Origin of the sequence: Streptomyces buecherae, from assembly GCF_014295035.1 — a bacterium.
GTDB lineage: Bacteria > Actinomycetota > Actinomycetes > Streptomycetales > Streptomycetaceae > Streptomyces > Streptomyces youssoufiensis.
Genome location: NZ_CP060404.1, coordinates 8,093,259 through 8,107,981 on the forward strand (window position 1 = coordinate 8,093,259; position 14,723 = coordinate 8,107,981).

Here is a 14,723-nt window from a genome sequence, read left to right on the forward strand (position 1 = left end):
CCCGGCCAGCCCACACCCGTACGACCCGCCAGGCACCTTCGGCGGTCCGCGCCGCGCCGCGCACCACAGCCCGACCCCGACGTCCGGAGCACCGATGACCAGCACGACACCCCTCACCGCCGCCGTCCACGACGCCGACTGGGACGCGCTCGCCGAGGAGATGAACGCCCACGGCAGCGCCCTGACCCCGCGCCTCCTCGACCGCGACCAGTGCCGGGAGATCGCCGCGTGGTACGACGAGCCGGAGCGGTTCAGGTCCACGATCGACATGGGCCGCTACGGGTTCGGCTTCGGCCAGTACCGGTACTTCGACCACCCGATACCCGAGCCCGTCGCCGCGCTGCGCGCCGCGTTCTACCCGTACCTGCTGCGCATCGCGCGGGACTGGGCGACCAAGCTGCGCCGCACCGCCCCCTGGCCCGAGACCCTCGACGCCTGGCTCGACGCCTGCCACGCGGCCGGCCAGACCAAGCCCACGCCCATCCTGCTGCGGTACGGCAAGGGCGGCTGGAACGCGCTCCACCGCGACCTGTACGGCGATCTCGTCTTCCCGCTCCAGGTCGTCATCGGCCTCGACGAGCCGGGCACCGACTACACCGGCGGCGAGTTCCTGCTGGTCGAGCAGCGGCCCCGGGCCCAGTCCCGTGGCACGGCGACGCTGCTGCCGCAGGGCCACGGGTTGATCTTCACCACGCGGGACCGTCCGGTGCGCTCCACCCGGGGCTTCGCCACCGCACCGATGCGGCACGGGGTGAGCCTGGTGCGTTCGGGCCACCGGCACACGCTCGGGCTGGTCTTCCACGACGCGGCCTGATGGGATGGGCGGGGTGAGCACCCCGCGCCGCCCGGACCGCGCGGCCGGCCCCACCCTCACCGGGGACCTGCTGTGGTACGTGGCCTACGGCTCCAACCTGCACGCCGCACGGCTGGCCTGCTACCTCGCCGGCGGCGTGCCGCCGGGTGGGACCGTGGCGCACGCCGGCTGTCGCGATCCAAGCCCGCCCCGGCGCAGCCTGCCGGTCCTGCTGCCCGGCTGCCTCTACTTCGCGACGAGATCGCCCCGCTGGGGCGGCGGCCGGGCCTTCCACGACCCGGACGCCGCCGGCGAGACCGCCGCCCGCGCCTACCTGCTGACCCGCTCGCAGTTCTCCGACATCGCGGCCCAGGAGATGTACCGCGCCCCCGGCGGCGCCCGCGATCTGGACCTGACCGAGGTGGTGGCCGCCGGACGGGCCAGCGTGGGGCCCGGCCGGTACGAGACGCTGGTGTGCCCGGGCACGCTGGACGGCCTGCCCCTGGTGACCTTCACCGCCCCGTGGCGCGTTGGCGAACTGCCGCCGCTGGCGCCCTCCGGGCCGTACCTGCGCCACCTGGCCGCCGGCCTGCGGGAGGCGCACGGTTGGAGCGTGGCCCGCGTGGCGCGCTACCTGGCCGCTTGCTCCGGCGCGGCCGGCCACTGGACCGAGCCGGACGTCGCCGCCCTGCTCGCCACGCCCGGGGAGGCAGGCGCCGGGCCGGCACCGGCGGCCGACGCGGGCCCGCTGCCGCGCTGAACGCCGAGCCGCCACCGCACACCGCCGCCGGCCCGCGCGCCACCTCGGTGCCGCCCGACCACACGATCTCGGCCAACCCGCCAGCGCGCCCGACCGCTGGCCGCGTCAGGAGCCGGGGCTACCGCTGGCCACGTCACGGGCCGGGGGCGGCGGTCCGAGGCCCGGTCCCCGACCCCGGGTCACCCTCCCGCCTCCGCGGCCTGGAGCACGCGGCGCGCGACGTTGACCGAGTCCACCAGCGGGTGCAGCGCCACGGCGCGCAGCGCCGCCTGGTGGGAGCCGCTCGCCGCCGCCTCGATGGCGGCCCGTTCCACCTCCTTGAGGGTGAGCATCAGGCCGAGTTGGCCGGGGGCCACCGGGCCGACGGCCAGCGGGTGCGCCCCGTTGGCGTCGACGGCGCAGGGCACCTCCACGACCGCGTCCGCGTCCAGGGCCGGGACGGCCGTGCGGTTGCGCACGTTGAGGATGAGCGTGGTGCGCTCGTCCCGGGCGATGGCGCGCATCAGGGCCAGGGCGACCCGGTCGTAGCCGCCGCCCTCCAGGTCGCAGGCGTCGCGCTGCCAGCCGCCGGTGGCCTCCCGGTTCTCGGCCAGGTACGTCTCCTCGCGCTCCAGGCGGGTGCGCTCCCAGGCCGCCAGCGCGCCCTCGGGCCGGGCGGTGGCCTCCTCGTAGAACGCCGCCTGCTGGGCGCGCAGGAACTCGCCACGGGTGTGCGGCGCGTCCCGGACGGCGGCGACCGACTCCCGGTTGAAGTAGTAGTAGTGCAGGTACTCGTTGGGCAGCGCGCCGAGCGTGCGCAGCCACTCGGAGCCGAAGAGCTTGCCCTCCTCGAAGGAGGTGAGCGCCGCCTCGTCCGCCAGGAGATCGGGCAGTACGTCCCGGCCTTCGACGGTGATCCGGCGCAGCCAGCCCAGGTGGTTGAGCCCGACGTAGTCGTAGCTGGCCCGGCTCGGGTCGACGCCGGCGGCGCGCGCCGCGCGCCGGCACAGGCCCACCGGCGAGTCGCAGATGCCGATGACCCGGTCGCCCAGGACGCGCTGCATGGCCTCGGTGACCATCCCGGCCGGGTTGGTGAAGTTGATGACCCAGGCGTCGGGCGCCAGCGCCGCGACGCGCTCGGCGATCCGCACCGCCACCGGCAGCGTGCGCAGCCCGTACAGCACGCCGCCCGCGCCGACCGTCTCCTGCCCGAGCACGCCCTCGGCCAGCGGCAGGCGCTCGTCGCGGGCCCGGCCGGCGAGGCCGCCGACCCGGATGGCGGAGAAGACGAAGTCGGCCCCGCGCAACGCCTCGTCCAGGTCGGTGGTCAGCCGCACGGCCGGCACGTCGGCGCGCCCCGCGGCCTGCGCGGCGATGACCGCGCCGATCGCGTCAAGGCGTCGCCGCTCGGTGTCGTACAGCGTGATCTCGGTGCGGCGCCCGGCGGCGGAGTCCTGGTCGTGCATCAGCGCCCGGTACACCAGCGGCATCCGGAATCCGCCGCCACCCAACACGGTCAGCCTCATACGGTCAGTACCTCCACATCGGCCTCGCGGAACACGGCGAGCGTCGCCGGGTCCGAGGTGTCGTTCGTGATCAGGGTGTCGATGTCACGGGGCCCGCAGACGCGCGCCAGACCGGTCGCGCCGGGGAACTTGTTGCCGGTGGCCAGGAGCACCACGTGCTGGGCCGCGGCCAGCATGGCCCGCTTGACCGGCACCTCCACCGCGGTGCTGTCGAGCACGCCACCGTCCGGCAGGACGCCGCTGGTGCCGAGGAAGAGGCGGCCGACGTGGAGTTGGCGCAGGTTGGACTCGGTCAGGAAGCCGACGAGGGAGCGGTAGTTGCGCCGCACCTGGCCGCCGAGCAGGATCAGCGTCACCCGCGGGTCCTCGCGCAACTCGTCGAAGACCGCCAGGCTGCTGGTCACCACGGTCACCTCACGCCCCTTGAGTTGCTTGGCGAGTTGGAGCGTGGTGGTGCCGATGTCCAGGAGCAGTACGTCGCCGTCCGCGACGAGTTCGGCCGCGCGGCGGGCCACGGCGGTCTTCTCGGCCAGGTCGTCGACCGCGACGTCGGCGAAGGGGCGCTCGTCGCCGCAGCGCCCGCTGGCCAGCGCGCCGCCGTAGACCCGGGTCAGGTGTCCGGCCCGGCCGAGCGCGTCCAGGTCGCGACGGGCCGTCGCCTCGCTGACCGCCAGCCGCTGGGCGATCTCCCGGACCGGCAGCACCCCTTCCGCGCCGAGGAGGCTCAGCAGCTTCTCGTGGCGGGCCTTTCGCAGCATGCCCGCAACGTACTGCATGTGAGCGAGTCTGCGCGAGTGTGACGGAACTCTTGCAAAAGCAGGGCGACGCAGTGCAAGGTTTCCGTCACATGAAGCGGTGGACACGTCGGATTGACGCCCCGTGGCAGTCGGCCGTGCCGGCGCGCCGACCCGAAGCCCGGGCGGCACCCGCCCGCGGGCGGCGCCCGCCGTTCGCCGCACGCCGTCGTGGACGCCGCACGGAACAGGAGGGGCACGCCAGGTGAGTGCCGCCAAGGACGCCAAGGCCAAGGACGCCGAGCAGGTCACCGGGGTCATCGAAGGCGCGGGACCGCCCGCGGCGGACCGCGACCCGGACGCCGCGGTCCAGCCCCGTGAACCGGAGCGCCCGAGGGACGCGCACTGCCGCGCCGTCCCCGTCGACCCGCTGGCGGCGGTGCGCGGCCCCGGCGACCCCGCCTACGACGTGTACCTGACCGGCACCGTCTTCCTGGACATCGTCTTCACCGGACTCGACCACGCCCCGGTGCGCGGCACCGAGTCGTGGGCGCGCGGCATGGGCCAGAGCCCCGGCGGCATCGCCAACATGGCCACCGCGCTCGCCCGGCTCGGCCTGCGCACCACGCTGGCCGCCGCCTTCGGCACCGACATCTACGGCGACTACTGCTGGGACGCCCTCGCCGACGGGGAGGGCGTGGACCTCGCCGCCTCGCGCCGGGTGCCCGGCTGGCACTCGCCGGTCACCGTCTCCATGGCGTACGAGGGCGAGCGCACCATGGTCACCCACGAGCACCCGGCGCCGGCCGCCGCCGGCCGCTCGCTGCCGCGCTCGCGCGCCTGCGTCGCGGCCTTCGAGCCCGGCCGCCACGAGGAGTGGGTGCGCGCGGCGCACGCCCGCGGCAGCAAGGTCTTCGCCGACGTGGGCTGGGACGAGAGCGGGCGCTGGGACCCCGCGGCCCTGCCCGACCTGCCCTACTGCCACGCCTTCCTGCCCAACGCGACCGAGGCCCAGCGCTACACCCGCACCGACAGCCCCGAGCAGGCCGTACGCGCCCTCGCGGACCTGGTGCCCATCGCCGTGGTCACCAAGGGCCCGGGCGGCGCGGTGGCCGTGGACTCGCTCACCGGCGAGTACGCGGACGTGCCCGCGCTCCCCGTGGAGGCACTCGACCCGACGGGCGCGGGCGATGTGTTCGTCGCCGGCTTCATGACCGGCACCCTCGCCGGCTGGCCGCTCGCCGACCGGCTGGCCTTCGCCAACCTGACCGCTGGCCTCTCGGTCCAGCACTTCGGCGGCTCGCTCTCCGCCCCCGGCTGGCCGGAGGTCGCCGCCTGGTGGGCATGGGCCAGCCAGCGGCCCGCCGGCCCGGGCGCCCCGGACGCGGAGGCCGTGCGCCGCTATCGCTTCCTCGACAAGCTGCTCCCCACCGGGATGCGCGACTGGCCCCGGCTGCGGGCCCTGCCCACCATCGGCTTCCGCGGCGCGTGAGCGCGCGCGGCGGGCACACCCCCGCCCGGCGTCCCCCGCACCCCCGCGCGCCGGCCCCGACGAAGGAGACCCCGATGCCGAAACGAGCGGCGAGGACGCACCACCCCCGTGGCACGGCCCCCGTCGTGGCGCTCGCCGCCCTGGCGCTGCTCGCCGCCGGCTGCGTACCCGGCACGGACGGCTCCGCCGCGGGCGGTGGCACGGCGGGCGGTGCCACCGCCATCCCCGACCCGGCCAAGGCCGGCAAGGTCACCCTGACCGTGTGGGACCAGGAGATCCGGGGCGGGACCAACGCCGAGGTGGAGCAGCTCAACAAGGAGTTCCAGCGCGCCTACCCGAACGTGCGCGTCAAGCGGGTGGCACGCGGCTTCACCGACCTGAAGGCCACCCTCAAGCTGGCCGTCTCCGGCAACAACCCACCCGACGTCGTCCAGGCCAACCAGGGTTACCCGGACATGGTCGCCTTCGTCCGCGCGGGGTTGCTCGCCCCGCTCGACAACTACGCGGGCATCTACGACTGGAACACCCGCTACCCGACCACGCTGCTCAACCACAACCGGGTCTCCGCCGACGGCCGCCGCTTCGGCACCGGCCGGCTGTACGGCATCTCCCAGACGGGCGAGTTCGTCGGCCTCTACTACAACAAGGACCTGCTCGCCAAGAGCGGCCTCAGGCCGCCGAGGACCTGGGGCGAGTTCACCGACCAACTCGCCCGCCTCCGCTCGGACGGCCGCCTGCCCATCCAGTTGGGCAACCTCGACAAGTACCCGGCCATCCACACCTTCGGCGTCCTGCAGAGCCAGGCGGGCGCCGCCCCCGTGCGCGACCTGGTCTTCGGACGCGCCGGCCGCTTCGACACCCGGCAGACCAAGGACGCGGCGGCCACCCTCGCCGACTGGCGCCGGCGCGGGTACCTCCCCAAGGGCGCCAACGGCCTCGGCTACGACGACGCCGCCAAGAAGTTCGCCTCCGGCGACGGCGCGTACCTGATCACCGGCACCTGGCAACTCGCCGACCTCAAGAAGGCCATGGGCGACAACCTCGGCCTCATGCCGCCACCGCCGGCCACCGCGGGCGGCCCGCCGGTCTCCACCGGCGGGCAGGGCCTGGCCTGGTCCATCACCTCGCGCAGCAAACACCCCGAGGTCGCCGCCGCCTACCTGGACTTCCTCACCAGCGAACACGCCGCCGACGTGATGACCCGGCACGGCGTGCTGCCCGCCGTGCCGGGCAAGGCCGCCGCGCGGGTGCCGCGCACCAGCGTGGACGGGCAGATGCTGGACACCTGGCGCCGCCTGAACGACGCGGACGCCCTGGTGCCCTACCTCGACTACGCCACACCCACCTTCTACGACACCCTCTCCGAGGGGCTCCAGGGCGTCATCGCCGGCGCCCAGTCACCCGAACGCTTCGCCGCCACCGCCCAGCGCGACTACGCCGCGTTCATGGCCGAACAACGCGAGGGCGACCGGGACGCCGCGGCCGGGCCGGGTCCGCAGCGGGACGGCCGATGAAGGGCGCCCCGCGCGGACCGGCCCGGCTCATCGGCCGCCGCTACGCGCGGCGCGCCCCGGGCGAGCCGCGCGCCGTCGGCTACCTCTACGTCCTGCCCGCGCTCGCGCTCTACGGGGCCCTGCTCATCTTCCCCTTCGGCCAGTCGGTGTGGCTGTCCCTGCTGCACTGGGACGGGCTGACCGCCGCCACCTGGGCCGGCGGCGACAACTACCACGACCTGCTCACCGACCCCGAGCTGCGCGCCCCCTTCGCCCACGCGCTGATCCTGCTCGTCTTCTACTCGGCGCTGCCGGTGGCCATCGGGCTGCTGCTGGCCGCCCTGCTGTCGCGGGCCAGGGTGCGCGGCATGACCTTCTTCCGCACCGTGCTCTTCCTGCCGCAGGTGCTCGCGCTCGTCGTCGTCGGCGTCACCTGGCGCTCGATCCTCGCCCCCGACGGACTGCTCAACGACACGCTGGAGGCCGTCGGCCTCGCCGCCCTGACCCGCCCCTGGCTGGGCGACTACGACTGGGCGCTGCCGGCCGTCGGCATCGTCGGCACCTGGGTCAGCACGGGCCTGTGCATGGTGCTGTTCCTGGCCGGAGCGCAGCGCATCCCGCGCGAGCTGTACGAGGCGGCGCGCCTGGACGGAGCCGGCCCGATCCGCGAGTTCCTCGCCGTCACCCTGCCGGGCCTGCGCCCGCAGATCGCCGTCGCGCTCACCCTGACCATCGTGGCCGGCCTGCGCAACTTTGACCTGATCTACATCACCACCAGCGGTGGACCGGGTAATGCCACGTCCGTCCCCGCGTACGAGGTCTACCACCGGGCCTTCGAGACCAACCAGGTGGGCTCCGCCGCCGCCATCGGGGTGACGCTGACCCTGCTGATCTTCGTGCTGACCGTCGGCATCTCCCGGCTCGTGGAAGGGCGGCGCACATGATCTCGCGCACCGAACGGACCCTCACCTACGCCATCCTCGCCCTGTTCACCGTCGTCTCGCTGACCCCCGTGCTCGGCATCCTCGCCACCGCGCTCGGCCCGCAGTCCTCGCTGAGCACCGGCTTCACGCTGCCGGACGACGGGCTGCACTGGGGGAACTTCGCCGACGCCTGGACCCGCGGCCACTTCGGCACCTACCTGCGGAACTCGACCCTGGTCACGCTGTCCGTGGTCGCCGTCGCCACGCTGCTGTCGGTGCTGGCCGGCTACGCCTTCGGGGTGATGCGCTTTCCCGGCTCCACGGTGCTGTTCTACCTGTTCGTGCTCGGCCTCGCGCTGCCGCAGGAGGCCCTGGTCGTCCCGCTCTACTTCGACCTGCGCCACCTCGAACTCACCGACACGTACTGGGGCCTGATCCTGCCGCAGGCCGCCCAGTCGCTGGCGTTCGGCGTGTTCTGGATGCGCACCTACTTCCGCGGCAGCGCCCGGTCCGTGATCGAGGCGGCGCGGATCGACGGCGCGAACAGTTGGACCACCCTGTGGCGGGTCCTGGTGCCCATGGCCCGCCCCGCCATCTCCACCCTGGTCGTCATCGTCTTCATGTGGACGTGGAACGAGTTCCTGATGGCCCTGGTCATGGTCAGCGACGAGGCCTATCGCACGGTCCCGCTCGGCCTGGCCTTCTTCCAGGGACAGCACAGCTCGGAGACGGCGCTGCTGGCCGCGGCGGCGGTGCTGATCGCGCTGCCCGTGGTCATCGTGTACGTGGCACTCCAGCGCCGCTTCATCGCGGGCATGCTCAGCGGCGCCGTCAAGGAGTGACCGCGCGCGACACGCGGGAGCCCCCGGTGCCGCCGGCATCGGCGTCCGCCGTCGCTGCCTGACGGCGGGGTGGCGGGGGCGCTGGGCGTCGACCATGCGGCCGAACCGGCGAGATCTGCGGGGCGTCGCCCCTCGCTGCCGGCCATCGGGGTGCGCACGGGTGATCATCGGACCATGTGGATGGCGGTACGGGCGAACGGGTGCCCCCGCCGCGCCGGCGCCGCCCGGCGCGCGGCGGGCGGGTGCCCGTTTGTCCAAGGGTCGCGCGTGAGCGTCCATGGACCCGTCCGGGACGTGGCGCGAATCCTTGAGCCCCGACCGGGTCGCCGCGACACCCCCCGACGAAGGCGAGCGTGTGAGCATGACAACCATCGACGTGGGACGGCGCTCCCTCATCAAGCGCGCCACCGCGACCGGCCTCCTCACCGTGCCCGCACTCGCCGCGCTCAGCGCGTGCGCGACGGGCGGCGGCGGGGGCACGCAGCAGGTCGCCGAGGGCAAGAAGTCGGCGCGGAATCCGCTGGCGGTCAACGAGAGCGCGGGGCTGGACGTCGTCATCTTCGACGGCGGTTTCGGCGAGGAGTACGCGAAGGCCGCGCAGGCGGAGTATGTGAGGGCGTATCCGAAGACGGACGGGAAGATCAAGCATTCGGCGACGCAGAAGATCCAGGCGAAGTTGGCGCCGCGGTTCAACGGTGGTACGCCGCCGGATCTGATCGACAACTCGGGTGCGGAGCAGATGGATTTCGGCACGTTGGTGTCGAAGGACCAGCTCACGGATCTGCGGGAGTTGTTGGACGCGCCGTCACTGGATGATCCGAACAAGAAGGTGCGGGACACGCTGCGGCCTGGCGTGTTGGAGATGGGCCAGTTCGAGGGGGATGAGGTCTGGGTCCTGTACTACGCCTACACCATCTACGGGGTGTGGTATTCGAAGTCGTTGCTGGCCAAGCACGGCTGGGAGTATCCGCAGACCTGGGACGAGATGTTGGCGTTGTGTAAGGAGGCGAAGAAGCAGGGGATCGCGGGGTGGACGTATCCGGGGAAGTACCCGTACTACCTGCCGTTCAGTCTGTATCCGTTCATCGCGAAGATCGGTGGCCGCGAGACGTTGGATGCCATCGACAACCTGGAGCCGAACGCGTGGAAGCACGACGCGGTGAAGGCCGCGTTCGAGGCGTATCACGAGTTGCAGGCCAAGGGGTACGTCCTCAAGGGCACGCCGGGGCTGGATCATATTCAGTCGCAGGTGGCGTGGAACGAGGGGAAGGCGTTGTTCATCCCGAACGGTTCGTGGGTGGAGAACGAGACGAAGAAGACCACGCCGAAGAACTTCGATATGGGTGTGGGTGCGCCGTCGTCGTTGGATGCGGGTGACAAGCTGCCGTACGGGACGATCTGGGCTTCGGGTGGTGAGCCGTTCATCGTGCCGAAGAACGCGAAGAACCCGCGGGGCGGTATGGAGTTGTTGCGGATCATGTTGGGCACGAAGTCCACGCAGAACTTCATCCAGCAGGTGTCGTCGCTGTCCTCGCTTAATGGTGGGACGGAGGGGTTGCGGCTTCCGCCGGGGTTGGCGTCGGCGCAGGAGTTGTGGAAGAAGGCGGGGGATAACGTCGTCAATCCGCGGTTGCAGGATTGGTATGTGACGTTGCAGAAGGAGAAGATCGGGGTGGCGGCGTTGGGCGAGATGATGGCGGGGCGTATGTCGCCGAAGGAGTGCATGGCCAAGTGTCAGAAGTTCGCGGATGAGACGGCGAAGGACTCCGCGGTGAAGAAGTACCGGCACAAGTGAGGGCGCGCTGGCAGTGGCGCTTCCCGCGGGCGAGGAGTGGGGTCGGTAGTAGTGCGGCACGGTAAGTACGGCTTCATCGTGGGGTTTTTGGCCCTGCCGTTGGCGATTTACGCGGTTTTTGTGATCTCGCCGTTCGTCCAGGCTATCTACTATTCGTTCACGAATTGGAGTGGTCTGAGTTCGGATCTCCAGATGGTGGGGTTCGATAATTACCGTAAGTTGCTGGATGATGATGTGTTCTGGCATGCGTTGCGGAACAATCTGGTGTTGTTGCTGGTGTTGCCTTTGGTGACGCTGGGTATGGGGTTGTTCTTCGCGTTCATGTTGAATGTGGGTGGGCGGCGTAAGGGGGCGGTGGTCTCGGGTGTGCGGGGGTCGTCGCTGTACAAGGTGGTGTACTTCTTCCCGCAGGTGTTGTCGATCGCGATCGTGGCGTTGATCTTCCAGTTCGCGTACAACCCGAACAGTGGGGCGTTGAACTCGTTCCTGTCGGGGATCGGGTTGGACTCGGTGCAGCCCAACTGGTTGGGTGATCCGAGCCTGGCGTTGTGGTGTGTGATGGCGGTGATGGTGTGGAGCAACGTCGGGTTCTACGTGGTGTTGTTCTCGGCGGCGATGAGCACGATTCCCCGGGATTTCTACGAGGCGGCGTTGTTGGATGGCGCGAACCGGTTCACGACGTTCTTCCGGATCACGTTGCCGCTGCTGTGGGACACCGTGCAGACCGGTTGGGTGTACATGGGCATCCTGGCGTTGGACGCGTTCGCGGTGGTGCAGATCATGACGGTCGGTCCCGGTGGTCCTGACTACTCGACCGAGGTCCTGACGTGGTTCGTGTACACGAAGGGCATTCGGGACGGGCAGGCCGGTTATGCCACCGCGTTGGGGGTGGCGTTGCTGATCGTCACGATGATCTTCGCGGCGATCGTCATGCGCCTCGGCCGCCGAGAAAGGCTGGAGTTCTGAGATGCCAGCACACCGTGCCCCTGTCGTACGCGTACGCCCTGACGTGGAGAGGAACGCGCCGTGAGCGGAGAGCTGTCATCCAAGGACCTGGTCGACATGCCCACGGCGCTGGAACTGCCCAGCGCGCAACCCCCCGTGAAAGTCGCGCCGCCGACGGTGTCGGGTGCCGGGCGGCAGCGTGGGGACCGCGCCGGTGGGGTGCTCAACGTGTTCTCGCACGGCATTCTGGCCGTGTGGGGACTGTTGGTCACGCTGCCGCTGTTGTGGGCGGCGATGAGTTCGCTCAAGACCGACCGGGAGATCTTCACCTCGCCCTGGTCGCTGCCCTCGTCGCTGCATTTCCAGAACTGGTCCGACGCGTGGAACACCGCGAACATGGGCCGGTACTTCCTGAACTCGGCCGTCGTCGTCGCCGGCTCCCTCTTCGGCACCATGCTGCTGGGCGCCATGGCCGCCTACGTCCTGGCGCGGTTCGAGTTCCGTGGGAACCGGTTCATCTACTACCTGTTCGTCGGCGGCATGAGCTTCCCCATCGTGCTGGCGTTGGTGCCGCTGTACTTCGTGTTGCAGAACATGGAGATGCTCAACACCAAGCACGGCCTGATCCTGGTCTACATCGCGTACTCGCTGCCCTTCACGGTCTTTTTCCTGACCTCGTTCTTCAAAACCCTGCCCACCTCCGTGGCAGAGGCGGCGATGATCGACGGGGCCTCGCACACGCGCACGTTCTTCCAGGTCATGCTGCCCATGGCCAAACCAGGACTGATCAGCATCGGCATCTTCAACTTCCTGGGCCAGTGGAACCAGTACATGCTGCCCTACGTACTCAACCAGGGCGAGGAGAAGGACAAACTCCTCCCCCAGGGACTGGTGGAACTCGCCGTCTCCCAGGGATACAAAGGCAACTGGGCCGTCCTCTTCTCCGGCCTCCTCATCGCCATGATCCCCGTCCTCGCCGTCTACATCATCTTCCAACGCCAGGTCCAGGCCGGCCTCACCGCCGGCTCGCTGAAATAGCCGGCCCGCCCTGACCCTCCGGCCCCGGACACGCGTAAGCCGCCGGGCACCAGCCCGGCGGCTTACGCGGAATATCGAGCACGATCCAGTTCAACCGCGTCGAACGCGAGTGCCGCCCCGCATCACCAGAGGACAGGCGGTACGCGACGACGAGGAGACCGGCCCGTCAACGGGCCTTCGCGGCTCGCGGTATTTCTAGTACTCCACCCAGTTGTGCTCCTGGGCCAGTTCGATGATGCGCTTGCGCGCCAGCACCAACTGCGTTCCGGTGAGCGAGGGAACGGCGTGCAACAGCGCTTCCGTCAGCTCGAGTTGGAATTCGGCGGAGGTCAGCACGTCACAGGTGCCATCCTCGGCCTCGGTGCGCACGCGCGGGCGGACCACGTCCCCGGTCACCGTGCCGGCCGGAGCGGAGCGCTCGATCAGCCGCACATCCGAAGCCTTCAGGCCGCGCTGACCATCTTCGATATCGAAAGCGACCCGAAGCCCCGGGCGAAACAGGGACTTGTCGCTACGCAGGTCGTTCGCGTGCATGAACACGTCCTCATCGCCGTCATCCGGCGTGATGAACCCATAGCCGCGGACCTCGTCAAACCGCAGAATCTTTCCCGTTGCCACCGCGAATACCCCACAACTCAGTCAATCGCTACCACAACCAGCGGCGTCTCTCGCCGACGCCGTTCACAGCCTACAAGGAAAACTCCGTACGGGAAGGGGCGTCCTGCCCGTGCTCAACACACCCACCGACAGCGACCACGAGGGTGGCGCCGGCCCCCCACGACACCGGCATGCGGCCCCCACAACACCGCGCGTGACGCACGCTGCGTTCGGCACACCCAAGTGGTTCACCTGGGTGTGGGCCACCCCCACGGTCGCTCGCCCCGCCGCCCCAATCCGCCGCCCCAGGCCGGTCGCGTCGGGGCCGGCGAGGCAGCCTGGTGCCATGTCCGGCACCGAGGGCGTGAACTGTCCGCCTTCTGATGGGATGTGACGCACCGGGTTGGCAGGGATGAGACACGTTCCCTGACGGCGCCCTGTGGTGGCGCGACATCGGTCCTAGCGTGCCGGCCATGACGACGCCCACTCCGCGTGAGGCGCGACGCTGCTACCACGCGCTGCATCCCGTCCACGCCGCCTACTACTTCGCGCCCGAGCACGACGACGCGTACGCGGCGCTCGGCCTGGAGCGCGGACCGATGGCCTACCTCGCCGGGCGGGCGGCACCGCTCGGACCGGTGGGCCCGGGCGCCGTGGTGGCGATGTTCTACAACTTCCAACCCGCCCTGGTGGCCCGGCACCTGCCGCGCGCCTGGCAGGTGGCCGCGCCGGAGCGGGTGCTCGCCACCCGGCCGCGGATCGTGGACGCCTGCCTGCGACGGCTGCTCGGGCCCGAGGCGCTGGCCTCCCGCGAGGTGGCCGAGGCGGCCGACCTCGCGCTGCGGGCCGCCGAGGGGTGCGGGCGCCCCGCGCGACCGCTGTACTCGGCCAACGCCGACCTGCCCGTCCCCGACACGCCGCACCTGGCGCTGTGGCACGCCGGGACCCTGCTGCGCGAACACCGCGGCGACGGTCACCTGATGGCGCTCTCGGCCGCCGGCCTGGACGGCCTGGAGGCGCTGGTGACCCACTCGGCCACCGGCACCGGCTGGAAGCCGCGGTACCTCCAGGCCAACCGTGGCTGGTCCGCCACCGACTGGGCCGCCGCGCAGGATCGCCTGCGGGAGCGCGGCCTGCTACGGGACGACGGCGAACTGACGGAGCGGGGCATGGAGTTGCGCCGGTCCATCGAGGCCGAGACCGATCGGCTCGATCTCGCTCCCTACCGCCACCTGGGCGCGGCCGGCACGCGCCGCCTGACGGAGCTGGCCGGGCCGCTCGGCAAGGCCGTACTGGCCGGCGACGGGCTGCCGCTGGCACAGCTGGGCAAGGGGTGAGGCGCCGATGGCGATTCGGGGGCCCACCGGGGAACGGGAAATTTGAATCCCGAAAGGCTTGACTGGGTCGAGCGATGTGATGAGATGCTGCACGGGTTCGTGGGAATTCCGCAGCCGCGCGATCCGCACCGTACGGGCGCGGCGAAACAGTACGCGGATCCCACCCTCGACCGATTCCGGTCATGTGAACCGGAGTCGGCGCGAGCCACTTACGAGCGTGACTCCACCGGTACGACGGGCGCGAAGGAGATGAGCGGCACCGAAACGTAGCTGACGGGTTCTTGTTGCCTAACGGGGGGCAGCTACTCGGACCTCATTCCGAACCTCTTCCACCGGCGTCGGGCCGCCTACGGCCCCGCCGTCGTACCGAACTGACCAGGCATTTCGCGGACGAGCCGGCCTGGCGCGCGGTGTGGTCACCCTGCTCGCGCAGCGCGGTGCGGCGCGTTCGGCGATAAGGAGAACCCGA

General features: G+C 71.1%; 13 protein-coding genes. 10 read left to right on the plus strand and 3 right to left on the minus strand.

Annotated elements, in window-relative coordinates; genetic code table 11:
- Window positions 1-94: 94 nt before the first annotated feature.
- Both H7H31_RS32120 and H7H31_RS32125 read left to right on the plus strand, forming a co-directional pair.
- Complete coding sequence (locus H7H31_RS32120) at window positions 95-814, plus strand: 2OG-Fe(II) oxygenase (RefSeq protein WP_187063062.1); 720 nt, start codon at window positions 95-97, stop codon at window positions 812-814.
- 4 nt (window positions 815-818) lie between these two features.
- On the plus strand, window positions 819-1,553 hold the full coding sequence (locus tag H7H31_RS32125; RefSeq protein ID WP_187063063.1) for a histone deacetylase: 735 nt from the start codon (window positions 819-821) through the stop codon (window positions 1,551-1,553).
- A gap of 179 nt (window positions 1,554-1,732) precedes the next feature.
- On the opposite strand, the gene H7H31_RS32130 is transcribed toward H7H31_RS32125, so the two are convergent.
- Together H7H31_RS32130 and H7H31_RS32135 are read right to left on the minus strand one after the other, a co-directional pair.
- The gene (locus H7H31_RS32130; protein WP_187063064.1) at window positions 1,733-3,058 is read right to left on the minus strand and encodes a 6-phospho-beta-glucosidase; all 1,326 of its coding nucleotides are present in this window, start codon (window positions 3,056-3,058) and stop codon (window positions 1,733-1,735) included.
- Complete coding sequence (locus tag H7H31_RS32135) at window positions 3,055-3,816, minus strand: DeoR/GlpR family DNA-binding transcription regulator (RefSeq protein ID WP_187063072.1); 762 nt, start codon at window positions 3,814-3,816, stop codon at window positions 3,055-3,057. Before H7H31_RS32135 ends, H7H31_RS32130 begins: the two co-directional genes overlap by 4 nt.
- A 406-nt stretch (window positions 3,817-4,222) precedes the next feature.
- Between H7H31_RS32135 and H7H31_RS32140 the strand changes: the two genes are divergently transcribed.
- The 7 genes from H7H31_RS32140 to H7H31_RS32170 all read left to right on the plus strand — a co-directional run bounded on the left by H7H31_RS32140 (window position 4,223) and on the right by H7H31_RS32170 (window position 12,320).
- Complete coding sequence (locus H7H31_RS32140) at window positions 4,223-5,284, plus strand: carbohydrate kinase family protein (protein WP_232110398.1); 1,062 nt, start codon at window positions 4,223-4,225, stop codon at window positions 5,282-5,284.
- A 74-nt stretch (window positions 5,285-5,358) separates the two neighbouring features.
- Window positions 5,359-6,798, plus strand: coding sequence for an extracellular solute-binding protein (locus tag H7H31_RS32145; protein WP_232110188.1), 1,440 nt, complete (start codon window positions 5,359-5,361; stop codon window positions 6,796-6,798).
- Window positions 6,795-7,721, plus strand: a complete 927-nt coding sequence (locus tag H7H31_RS32150; protein ID WP_187063066.1) for a carbohydrate ABC transporter permease — start codon at window positions 6,795-6,797, stop codon at window positions 7,719-7,721. Before H7H31_RS32145 ends, H7H31_RS32150 begins: the two co-directional genes overlap by 4 nt.
- Window positions 7,718-8,542, plus strand: coding sequence for a carbohydrate ABC transporter permease (locus H7H31_RS32155; protein ID WP_187063067.1), 825 nt, complete (start codon window positions 7,718-7,720; stop codon window positions 8,540-8,542). Before H7H31_RS32150 ends, H7H31_RS32155 begins: the two co-directional genes overlap by 4 nt.
- Window positions 8,543-8,903: 361 nt before the next feature.
- On the plus strand, window positions 8,904-10,337 hold the full coding sequence (ngcE, locus tag H7H31_RS32160; protein ID WP_187063068.1) for an N-acetylglucosamine/diacetylchitobiose ABC transporter substrate-binding protein: 1,434 nt from the start codon (window positions 8,904-8,906) through the stop codon (window positions 10,335-10,337).
- 51 nt (window positions 10,338-10,388) lie between these two features.
- Entirely contained in the window at window positions 10,389-11,303 is a 915-nt protein-coding gene (locus tag H7H31_RS32165) for a carbohydrate ABC transporter permease (RefSeq protein ID WP_187063069.1), read from the plus strand.
- 96 nt (window positions 11,304-11,399) lie between these two features.
- Window positions 11,400-12,320 (plus strand): carbohydrate ABC transporter permease, encoded by a 921-nt coding sequence (locus H7H31_RS32170; protein ID WP_187063073.1) that lies wholly within the window; start codon window positions 11,400-11,402, stop codon window positions 12,318-12,320.
- 195 nt (window positions 12,321-12,515) lie between these two features.
- On the opposite strand, the gene H7H31_RS32175 is transcribed toward H7H31_RS32170, so the two are convergent.
- Entirely contained in the window at window positions 12,516-12,938 is a 423-nt protein-coding gene (locus tag H7H31_RS32175; RefSeq protein WP_187063070.1) for a cold-shock protein, read from the minus strand.
- A gap of 452 nt (window positions 12,939-13,390) precedes the next feature.
- On the opposite strand from H7H31_RS32175, the gene H7H31_RS32180 reads away from it, so the two are divergent.
- Window positions 13,391-14,254 (plus strand): SCO6745 family protein, encoded by an 864-nt coding sequence (locus H7H31_RS32180; protein ID WP_187063071.1) that lies wholly within the window; start codon window positions 13,391-13,393, stop codon window positions 14,252-14,254.
- Window positions 14,255-14,723 lie beyond the last annotated feature (469 nt).

Coding starts and splice junctions, on each gene's coding strand:
- H7H31_RS32120 (WP_187063062.1), top strand. CDS start 95: ATGACCAGCACGACACCCCTCACCGCCGCCGTCCACGACGCCGACTGG.
- H7H31_RS32125 (WP_187063063.1), top strand. CDS start 819: ATGGGCGGGGTGAGCACCCCGCGCCGCCCGGACCGCGCGGCCGGCCCC.
- H7H31_RS32130 (WP_187063064.1), bottom strand. CDS start 3,058: ATGAGGCTGACCGTGTTGGGTGGCGGCGGATTCCGGATGCCGCTGGTG.
- H7H31_RS32135 (WP_187063072.1), bottom strand. CDS start 3,816: ATGCTGCGAAAGGCCCGCCACGAGAAGCTGCTGAGCCTCCTCGGCGCG.
- H7H31_RS32145 (WP_232110188.1), top strand. CDS start 5,359: ATGCCGAAACGAGCGGCGAGGACGCACCACCCCCGTGGCACGGCCCCC.
- H7H31_RS32150 (WP_187063066.1), top strand. CDS start 6,795: ATGAAGGGCGCCCCGCGCGGACCGGCCCGGCTCATCGGCCGCCGCTAC.
- H7H31_RS32155 (WP_187063067.1), top strand. CDS start 7,718: ATGATCTCGCGCACCGAACGGACCCTCACCTACGCCATCCTCGCCCTG.
- ngcE (WP_187063068.1), top strand. CDS start 8,904: ATGACAACCATCGACGTGGGACGGCGCTCCCTCATCAAGCGCGCCACC.
- H7H31_RS32170 (WP_187063073.1), top strand. CDS start 11,400: ATGCCCACGGCGCTGGAACTGCCCAGCGCGCAACCCCCCGTGAAAGTC.
- H7H31_RS32180 (WP_187063071.1), top strand. CDS start 13,391: ATGACGACGCCCACTCCGCGTGAGGCGCGACGCTGCTACCACGCGCTG.